This window comes from Pseudomonas sp. 39004, assembly GCF_028682155.1.
Lineage (GTDB): Bacteria > Pseudomonadota > Gammaproteobacteria > Pseudomonadales > Pseudomonadaceae > Aquipseudomonas > Aquipseudomonas capeferrum.
Genome location: NZ_JANIAG010000192.1, coordinates 1 through 9889, shown reverse-complemented (window position 1 = coordinate 9889; position 9889 = coordinate 1). Strand labels below are relative to the sequence as shown.

Genomic DNA, 9889 nt, shown 5'->3' with positions numbered 1-9889 from the left:
TACCGACGGAGTAGCAGTCAGCTTGGCAACCACGTCGTCAGTGGTGTCAGTCACTTTGACCGACGCCGCGTCACCCAGCTGCAAGTTCTCGAAGGCACGACCGTCTACATCGACGGCGGACTTGATACCCAGGCTGATCTCACCGGCGTCTTTGTAGACGTCGTCGCCTTGCGCATCGTGAGCGTACGGCGCGCTGGTTTCACCGGCCTTGATAGTGACGGTGGCGTTGTTGCTCAGGGTCACAACCAGGTCGTGGGCCAGTGCAGTGTTGATGTGCACAGTGAAGGTCGGCTTCACGTTCTCGGCGACCGAGACCTGGTCAGCGGTGATAGTGACCTTGACCAGATCACCTTCGTTGCCCGGAGTACCTGGCTCGTCGGTGACAGCGGTGCTGACCGGGGTCTTGTCCAAGGTGAGTTGTTCGAACTTCCAAGCGTCTGCGCCGCTGACCGCTTGCAAGCTCTGCTCAACCGGGGCGTTAGTGCCGACATAATCGTTGTCTGGCGCAGTAACGGTGGTGAAACCGGTGGTGCTGTTGGCTGGGACGGTAATGACCGTTTTGCCGTCGCTCAAGGTGAAGTACAGCGGCGAGTGATTGTTGATCGGCAAACCGTCTTTGTTGGTCAGGGTGACGGTGTACGTGATCTCGCCCCCTTCGGTGACCGAAGGCGTAGCGGTCAGCTTGGCGATGACTTCGTCGGTGGTATCGGTGACTTTGACCGATGCCGCGTCGCCCAGCTGCAGGTTCTCGAAAGCACGACCGTCGACATCGACGGCGGACTTGATACCCAGACTGATCTCACCAGCATCTTTGTAAACGTCGTCGCCCTGCGCGTCGTGGGTGTATGGCGCGCTGGTTTCGCCAGCCTTGATGGTGACGGTGGCATTGTTGCTCAGGGTCACGACCAGGTCGTGATCCAGGGCGGTGTTGATGTGAACGGTGAAGCTCGGTTGGACGTTCTCGGCGACCGATACCTGGTCAGCGGTGATGGTGACTTTTACCACGTCGCCTTCGTTGCCCGGAGTACCTGGCTCGTCGGTAACCGTAGTGCTGACCGGGGTCTTGTCCAAGGTCAGTTGCTCGAACTTCCACGCGTCTGCGCCGCTGACTGACTGCAGGCTCTGCTCTACCGGGGTGTTGCTGCCCACGTAGACGTTATCCGGAGCAGTAACAGTGGCTGTACCGACGGTGCCGTTGGCTGGCACTGTGATGACCGTTTTGCCGTCGCTCAGGGTGAAGTAGAGCGGCGAGTGGTTGTTGATCGGCAAGCCGTCTTTGTTGGTCAGGGTGACGGTGTACGTGATCTCGCCCCCTTCGGTGACCGAAGGCGTAGCGGTCAGCTTGGCGATGACTTCGTCGGTGGTGTCGGTGACTTTTACTGACGCGGCATCACCCAGCTGCAGGTTCTCGAAGGCACGACCGTCGACATCGACGGCCGACTTGATACCTAGGCTGATCTCACCGGCGTCCTGGTAAACGTCGTCGCCTTGCGCATCGTGGCTGTACGGCGCGCTGGTTTCGCCCGCTTTGATGGTGACCGTAGCGTTGTTGCTCAGGGTCACGACCAGGTCGTGGGTCAGGGCGGTATTGATGTGAACGGTGAAGGTCGGCTTCACGTTCTCGGCGACCGAAACCTGGTCGGCGGTAATGGTGACCCTGACCAGGTCGCCTTCGTTGCCGGTGCCTGGGGTGCCCGAACCTGGCTCGTCCGTCACAGAAGTGGTGACGGTATCACCACCCAAAGTCAGCTTCTCGAAGTTGTCTGCGCCCGATACCGACTCAAGCTTGTTGGCGACAGCGCCCTGACCGCCGACGTACACGTCATCTTGAACCGTGATGGTCGCGGTGCCGGAAGCACTGTTGGCCGGAATCGTGACTTTTGTACCGTCGGTCAGGGTGAAGGTCAGCGCGCCGTGCTCAGTGACAGTCAGGCCCTGTGCGTTGGTCAGCGTGACGGTGTAGGTCACCTGGCCACCTTCGGCCACGGTTGCCTTGTCCACAGTCAAAGTTGCAACGACTTCGCTGACAGTGTCCGAAACTTCAACGGTCGCCGGGCCGCCGATGGCCAGATTCTCGAAGGTAGCACCCGCGACAGTGGCGCCGGTGACGCTCAACGTCACAGAGCCGGCGTCCTTGATGACGTCATCGCCTTGGGCCGGAGTCTTGTACTCGACTTCGGTCTTGCCGGCCTCGATGGTGACGGTTTCGCCGTTCGAAAGCGTTACGGTCAGCGGACGGTCCAGCGCCTGGCTCACTTTTACCGTAAAGGATGGCTGCTGATCTTCAGTCACGTTGCCGTTGCTGACGATGCTTACGGTGACGGTATCGATACTGTCATTGATTACAGTCGACGCTGGGGTCGGGTTCGGCGTCAGCTGCTCGAAGTTGCCGCCAGTGGCACCGGTGATGGTGGTGCTAACGGTCGAACCGTTGTTGTAGACGTCGTTATCCGGGGTCTGGAAATCAACGCTGCCTTGAGTCTTGCCGGCTTCGACAGTGATGGTTTGGCCGTTCGACAAGGTCACGGTAACCGGCGTCTGGGCAGGGTTGCTCAGAGTCACGGTGTAGGTGATCACGCCGCCTTCGGTGACCGAAGGGTTAGCGGTCAGGGTCGCAGTGGTGTTGTCGACCGAATCGTTGATCGTGGTCTGCGCTGGGGTCGGGTTCGGCGTCAGTTGCTCGAAGTTACCGCCAGTGGCACCGGTGATGGTGGTGCTGACAGTCGAACCGTTGTTGTAGACGTCGTTGTCCGGGGTCTGGAAGTCAACGCTGCCTTGGGTTTTGCCGGCTTCGACGGTGATGGTCTGGCCATTCGACAAGGTCACGGTTACCGGAGTCTGGGCAGGGTTGCTCAGGGTCACGGTGTAGGTGATCACGCCACCTTCGGTTACCGAAGGATTGGCGGTCAGGGTCGCAGTGGTGGTGTCGACCGAGTCATTGATCGTGGTCTGCGCTGGCGTCGGGTTAGGCGTCAGTTGCTCGAAGTTACCGCCGGTAGCGCCGGTGATGGTGGTGCTGACGGTCGAACCGTTGTTGTAGACGTCGTTATCCGGGGTCTGGAAATCAACGCTGCCTTGGGTCTTGCCGGCTTCAACAGTGATGGTTTGGCCGTTCGACAGGGTCACGGTAACCGGAGTCTGGGCAGGGTTGCTCAGGGTCACGGTGTAGGTGATCACGCCACCTTCGGTGACCGAAGGGTTGGCGGTCAGGGTCGCAGTAGTGGTGTCGACCGAATCGTTGATCGTGGTCTGCGCTGGCGTCGGGTTAGGCGTCAGCTGCTCGAAGTTGCCGCCAGTGGCACCAGTGATGGTGGTGCTGACAGTCGAACCGTTGTTGTAGACGTCGTTGTCCGGGGTCTGGAAGTCAAGGCTGCCTTGGGTTTTGCCGGCTTCGACGGTGATGGTCTGGCCATTCGACAAGGTCACGGTTACCGGAGTCTGGGCAGGGTTGCTCAGAGTCACGGTGTAGGTGATCACGCCGCCTTCGGTGACCGAAGGATTCGCGGTCAGGGTCGCAGTGGTCACATCGACCGAGTCGTTGATCGTGGTCTGCGCCGGGGTCGGGTTCGGCGTCAACTGCTCGAAGTTACCGCCAGTGGCACCAGTGATGGTGGTGCTGACGGTCGAGCCGTTGTTGTAGACGTCGTTGTCCGGGGTCTGGAAATCAACGCTGCCTTGAGTCTTGCCGGCTTCGACAGTGATGGTCTGGCCATTCGACAGGGTCACGGTGACAGGCGTCTGGGCAGGGTTGCTCAGGGTCACGGTGTAAGTGATCACGCCGCCTTCGGTTACCGAAGGGTTCGCGGTCAGGGTCGCAGTGGTCACATCGACCGAGTCATTGATCGTGGTTTGTGCTGGGGTCGGGTTCGGCGTCAGCTGCTCGAAGTTGCCGCCGGTTGCACCGGTGATGGTGGTGCTGACAGTCGAACCGTTGTTGTAGACGTCGTTGTCCGGCGTCTGGAAATCAACGCTGCCTTGGGTCTTGCCTGCTTCGACCGTGATGGTCTGGCCATTCGACAAGGTCACGGTGACAGGCGTCTGGGCAGGGTTGCTCAGGGTCACGGTGTAGGTGATCACGCCGCCTTCGGTGACCGAAGGGTTGGCGGTCAGGGTCGCAGTGGTGTTGTCGACCGAGTCATTGATCGTGGTCTGCGCTGGGGTCGGGTTCGGCGTCAGCTGCTCGAAGTTGCCGCCGGTTGCACCGGTGATGGTGGTGCTGACAGTCGAACCGTTGTTGTAGACGTCATTGTTCGGTGTCTGGAAATCAACGCTGCCCTGGGTCTTGCCGGCTTCAACAGTGATGGTTTGGCCGTTCGACAGGGTCACGGTAACCGGCGTCTGGGCAGGGTTGCTCAGAGTCACGGTGTAGGTGATCACGCCGCCTTCGGTTACCGAAGGATTCGCGGTCAGGGTCGCAGTGGTCACATCGACCGAGTCGTTGATCGTGGTCTGCGCCGGGGTCGGGTTCGGCGTCAGCTGCTCGAAGTTGCCGCCGGTTGCACCGGTGATGGTGGTGCTGACGGTCGAACCGTTGTTGTAGACGTCGTTGTCCGGAGTCTGGAAGTCGACACTGCCCTGGGTCTTGCCGGCTTCGACAGTGATGGTCTGGCCATTCGACAGGGTCACGGTAACCGGCGTCTGGGCAGGGTTGCTCAGAGTCACGGTGTAGGTGATCACGCCACCTTCGGTGACCGAAGGGTTGGCGGTCAGGGTCGCAGTGGTGGTGTCGATAGTATCGGTAATCTGCGTAACCGCCGGCGTTTGCGGCAGGGTCACGATCAGACCGTTACCCCCGGTGGCACCCGTCACGGTCGTCGAGATCTGCCCGCCGTCGATATACGGCGTGTCATTTGCCGGGATGGTGACATTGACGCTACCGCTGGTCTGCCCTGCCGGAATGACGATCACCGCACCGTTGGACAGGGTCACGACCAGATTGGACGTCGGCGCCTGGCCAACTGTCGCGGTATAAACGATTACGCCACCCGCTTCGGAGATGGAAGGGGTGGCGTTGAGGACAAGCGCGGTGGAGACATCGGTCGGCGTGGTGGGCGGTATGACCTGCTGATTGTTGTTGCTGGTGTCCAGCGCGCCAACGTCTTCAGACTCCAGCGCCGCGGCAAAGCCTAATGGGCCGGTAGGGAAGCCGATGCTCGTGTCGACCCTGCCCGCTGTCTCCTCAAGCATGACAAAGCTGTGGCCACCCCCCAGCGCGCCACCACCGCCCGCCGCTGCCGGGCCTGCTGCCGTGGCTTCGAGCTCGGTAGTCGGGTCGACACCCGCAGCAATTGCCTGCTGCAGCTCTTCGACTGACGGTGCAGCCTGCGCAGTGGCCTGGCCCAGGTCGGTGCTGCTGTAGGGCGCATCCGCGCTCCACTGGCTGTCACGGCCCAGGTCGAGCAGGCGACCATCGGCCAGCTCGAGCGTTACCGCGCCACCCGGGCCGGTGAGTACTTCCTCACCCGACAACAGGCGATCACCTTCGATGAGTACACGCCGGATGCCCTCTGGGGATACCGCAATAACCTGGCCGACAATGCTTTTGACGATGGCTACAACGCTGCTCATTGGACTCTCCGTGTGACCCGGTTAGGGTACTTCCCTGCCAGAGCGGCGCTGTTGTAAGCCACTTCAGGCGGATCTGTGTCGATTAATATGATGAGGATTTGACGTCAAAATTACGTCTATAACTGTTTGGAATTAACTATCTGCCAAACTATTGACCTTATACTCGCCATCCTAAACAATCGGCAATGTAATGTCACATTGATATTTGCACCTTTGCCACCCCTTCATTTAGTAGTCATCCAGTGCCTGTCGGAAGCCCACCCATCGGCCAGTTCTGGCGCCATTTTCCTGGCCCTGAAAAGCTTAAACCGTGACTCGGGACAACAGCGCTTTCGGGAACCCGCCAAAAATGCGTGCTTCACTGTTTACCGTTCTTCCCATCACCCTAGCCGCCACGTTTGCACAAGCACAATCCTTGCCCAAAGCCGTGCAGACCGCCCTTGAGAGCCTGCAGGCCATAACAACGAATGGCAGGCTATGCTGCGAATGAACTTCAACCTTTACACTGGCGTCAGCAACAAGGCAGACCGGGAGCCCAAGTCGTAACCTTCACTACCCGGCGTCGTCTGGTAGAGATGAAGAACATACAATTGTTTACTCAGTATCGAATCAAGGCGACCATTGGCCACTGCTCAAGAATCAGGGTGTTGTAGCCCCGATGGCCACCGTTGTGCAGAACGATCTGAAACCGAGGGTGAGCCTGTCAGGCCTGAACTGAGGCACACCCTGCCCCACCCACCGCAAGGATGAAGAGAGCGCCGCGTGGAATCCGAAGTCAGTCGAGTCCAACTCAGCCACGATCCACGCAGTCAGCATGACGATCCCTTGCTGGATAGCCTGCTGAGCCTGTGTGTCCTGCATCAGAAACCCGCCAGCCGGGTCATGCTGACCACCGGCCTGCCGCTGCCTGCCCAGCGCCTGAGCCCCGAGCTGCTGCCCCGTGCCGCGGCCCGGGCCGGGCTTCAGGGGCGGCTGCTGCAGCGCAAGCTGGAGCAGATCCCCAGTATCGCCATGCCGGCCATGCTGTTGCTCAAGGAAGGCCGCAGCGCCGTCCTGCTGGGCTGGGAAAACGAAGACACCGCGCGCCTGCTGCTTAGCGAGAGCGATGGTGGCGAGGTGCATGTCAGCCGCGAAGCGCTGCTCAGTGACTACAGCGGGCGCGTGTTCTTCGCCCAGCCGCAGCACAAGTTCGACGTCAACCACGGCAACCTCATCCCGCGCGCGAAATCCTGGTTCCGCGACACCCTGCTGCGCAGCAAATGGCTGTACATCGATGCCATAGCCGCCAGCCTGGTGATCAACCTGATCGCCCTGGCCGCGCCGCTGTTCGTGATGAACGTGTATGACCGGGTGGTGCCCAACCAGGCAACCTCGACCCTCTGGGTGCTGGCTGTCGGCATCGCCGGCGCCTACGTCTTCGACCTTATCCTCAAGGGCTTGCGCGGCCTCTGCCTGGACCTTGCCGGCAAAAAGACCGACTTGATCATTTCGGCGACCTTGTTCGAGCGTATCGTCGGCATGTCGATGAAGTACCGCCCGGCGCGGGTCGGCAGCTTTGCCCAGAACATCCATGAGTTCCAGGGCTTGCGCGACTTCCTCGCCTCCTTGACCCTGACCAGCCTGATCGACCTGCCGTTCACCCTCCTGATCCTGATCGTCATCGCCATCATTGGCGGGCACCTGGTGTGGATCCCGATCATCGCCTTCCCGCTGGCCCTGGGCATCGGTTATGCCTTGCAGCGGCCGCTGATGGCGACCATGGAGCGGACCATGGCCCTGGCCTCGGAGCGCCAGTCCAGCCTGATCGAGACCCTGGCTGGCCTGGACGCCGTCAAGGTCAACAACGCCGAAAGCGAGCGCCAGTACATGTGGGAGCAGACCCTCGGCACCCTCAGCCGGTTGGAGCTGCGCGTGAAGGTGCTGTCGAGCCTGGCGATGAACATCACCATGCTGATCCAGCAGCTGGCAGGCGTGGCGATGATCTGCGTGGGTGTCTACCTGATCATCGACGGCAACCTGAGCATGGGCGGCCTGGTCGCCTGTTACATGCTCAGCGGCCGCGCCCTCGGCCCGCTGGGCCAGCTCAACGGCTTGCTGGCCCGCTACCAACAGGCGAAGGTAACCATGGTCGCCACCGACCACATGATGGACTTACCGCAGGAGCGCAACTTCGAGGAGCGGCCGCTGAGCCGCCGGGTACTGCAGGGCAGCATCGAGTTCCGCGGGGTCGAGTTCACCTACCCGAACCAGCAGAACCTGGCCCTGAAGAACATCAACCTGACCATCCGCCCCGGCGAAAAGGTCGGCATCATTGGCCGCAGCGGCTCGGGCAAGAGCTCCCTGGCCAAGCTGGTCGTGGGCCTCTATGAAGCCGACGGCGGGTCACTGCTGGTCGATGGCGTGGATATCCGCCAGATCGACGTCAGCGAGCTGCGCCACAACATCGGCTATGTGCCGCAGGACATCCAGCTGATGGCCGGCACCCTGCGCGACAACCTGGTCAGCGGCGCACGTTACATCGAAGACGAAATGATCCTGCAGGCCGCAGAACTTGCAGGTGTTCATGAGTTTGCCCGGCTGCACCCCGACGGTTATGAGCTGCAAGTGGGCGAGCGTGGCCAGAACCTCTCCGGCGGCCAGCGGCAGAACGTTGCCCTGGGCCGTGCATTGCTGCTCAACCCGCAGATCCTGCTGCTCGACGAGCCGACCAGCGCCATGGACAACACCGGTGAAGAGCGCCTCAAGCAACGCCTGCAGGCGGTGATCGAGAACAAGACGGTGCTGCTGGTGACCCACCGCGCCTCGTTGCTGTCGCTGGTGGACCGGCTGATCGTCATCGATCGCGGGCAGATTGTCGCCGACGGCCCGAAAGCCGCGGTCATGGATGCGCTGAAGAAGGGGCAGATCAGTGTTGCATAAGCTCGATATGGGGCAGTTCAAGGATGGCCTGCGACGCTACTTCAAGGGCTCCGATTCGCTCGGCGGGCAGCCGCTGCCCGAGGTCAACAAGGCGCTGATCGAGGATGCACCGCGTGTGGTGCGCCTGACCATCTGGGGTGTGATCGCGTTTTTTGTGTTCCTGATCGTCTGGGCCAGTGTGGCGCCGATCGATGAGGTCACGCGCGGCGAAGGCAAGGCCATTCCGTCCTCCAAGGTGCAGAAGATCCAGAACCTCGAGGGCGGCATCGTCGCCGAAATCTACGCCAAGGAAGGGCAGATCGTCGAAATCGGCCAGCCCCTGCTGCGCCTGGACGAAACCCGCTTCGCCTCCAACGTCGGCGAAACCGAGGCCGACCGCTTGGCCATGGCGCTGCGCGTCGAACGCCTGAGTGCCGAGGTCGAAGACCGCCCGCTGCAAATCGATGAGGCCCTGAGCAAGGCCGCGCCCAGCCAGGCGGCCAACGAGCAATCGCTTTACCAGAGCCGGCGCCAGCAACTGCAGGACGAGATCGGTGGCCTGCAGCAACAGCTGGTACAGCGCCAGCAGGAGCTGCGCGAATACACCTCCAAGCGCGCGCAGTACGCCAACAGTCTGCAACTGCTGCGTCAGGAGATCGCGATGTCCGAGCCCCTGGTAGCCCAGGGCGCAATCTCCCAGGTCGAAGTGCTGCGCCTGCGCCGTGCCGAAGTAGAAAACCGTGGCCAGATGGATTCCACCGCGCTGGCCATCCCGCGTGCCGAGGCGGCCATTCGGGAAGTACAGAGCAAGATCGAAGAAACCCGTGGCAAATTCCGCAGCGAAGCGCTGACCCAGCTCAATGAGGCACGCACCGAGCTCAGCAAGGCCACTGCCACCAGCAAGGCGCTGGACGACCGGGTTCACCGTACCATGGTCACCTCGCCTGTGCGCGGTATCGTCAAACAGCTGCTGGTCAACACCATCGGTGGGGTGATCCAGCCGGGTAGCGACATCGTCGAGGTCGTGCCGCTGGACGACACCCTGGTCATCGAAGCGAAGATCCTGCCCAAGGACATCGCCTTCCTGCATCCAGGGCAGGAAGCGACGGTCAAGTTCACCGCCTATGACTACACCATTTACGGTGGCCTGAAGGCCAAGCTGGAGCAGATCGGTGCCGACACCATCACCGATGAAGACAAGAAGACCACGTACTACCTGATCAAGCTGCGCACCGATCGCAGCCACCTGGGCACTGACGAGAAGCCATTGCTGATCATTCCCGGGATGGTGGCGACGGTGGATATCATGACCGGCAAGAAGACCATCATGAGCTACCTGCTCAAGCCGATCATGAAGGCCCGCTCGGAAGCCCTGCGCGAACGTTAACGCCACGCACGGCTGTGTGTAGGAGCGGCCTTGCCG

General features: G+C 61.2%; 3 protein-coding genes and 1 pseudogene. 3 read left to right on the top strand and 1 reads right to left on the bottom strand.

Annotated features, from left to right (window positions below; genetic code table 11):
- Nucleotides 1-5568: retention module-containing protein (locus NP534_RS23370; protein WP_274100259.1), on the bottom strand; the 5568-nt coding region annotated here is incomplete at its 3' end.
- 453 nt (nt 5569-6021) lie between these two features.
- Here NP534_RS23370 and NP534_RS23365 point away from each other — a divergent pair.
- The 3 genes and pseudogenes from NP534_RS23365 to NP534_RS23355 all read left to right on the top strand — a co-directional run.
- Nucleotides 6022-6286, top strand: a pseudogene (locus NP534_RS23365) (TolC family outer membrane protein); the annotation flags it as partial.
- Between the two features lie 44 nt (nt 6287-6330).
- Entirely contained in the window at nt 6331-8487 is a 2157-nt protein-coding gene (locus tag NP534_RS23360) for a type I secretion system permease/ATPase (RefSeq protein ID WP_033703532.1), read from the top strand.
- A 7-nt stretch (nt 8488-8494) separates the two neighbouring features.
- Nucleotides 8495-9853 (top strand): HlyD family type I secretion periplasmic adaptor subunit, encoded by a 1359-nt coding sequence (locus NP534_RS23355; RefSeq protein WP_274100260.1) that lies wholly within the window; start codon nt 8495-8497, stop codon nt 9851-9853.
- Nucleotides 9854-9889: the final 36 nt, after the last annotated feature.

What these genes read in the sequence shown, in the direction of transcription:
- NP534_RS23355 (WP_274100260.1), top strand. Translation starts at nt 8,495, where the DNA reads ATGGGGCAGTTCAAGGATGGCCTGCGACGCTACTTCAAGGGCTCCGAT.